General features: G+C 70.0%; 1 protein-coding gene. It reads left to right on the top strand.

Annotated features, from left to right (window positions below):
• Window positions 1-370: ketoacyl-synthetase C-terminal extension domain-containing protein (locus F0Q45_RS26945; protein WP_149656695.1), on the top strand; the 370-nt coding region annotated here is incomplete at both ends.

The raw sequence follows: 370 nt of genomic DNA, 5'->3' as shown, positions 1-370 counted from the left end.
ATGATCGCCGCCCTGCACCACGACATGCTGCCCCCAACCTTGCATGTGGATCGTCCCAGCCCGCATGTCGACTGGTCGGCCGGAACCGTGCGGCTGCTCACCGAACCCACCAGCTGGCCACACACCGACCACCCCCGCACCGCGGCGGTGTCCTCATTCGGCATCAGCGGCACCAACGCGCATGTGATCGTCCGCCAGCCGCCGGCCCCAATAGCCACAACGGTCCCGCTGCCTGCCAGCACGCTCCCGCTGCCGGTGTGGCCGCTGTCGGCACGCACGCCCTCGGCGTTGGTGGCCCAGGCCGACCGGCTCTACCACCACCTGACCCAACACCCCGACCTCGACCCGATGGACGTGGCCTACAGCCTGG

It is taken from the genome of Mycobacterium simiae, from assembly GCF_008370645.1.
Taxonomy (GTDB): domain Bacteria; phylum Actinomycetota; class Actinomycetes; order Mycobacteriales; family Mycobacteriaceae; genus Mycobacterium; species Mycobacterium simiae_A.
This window is presented reverse-complemented; position numbering and strand designations above follow the sequence as displayed.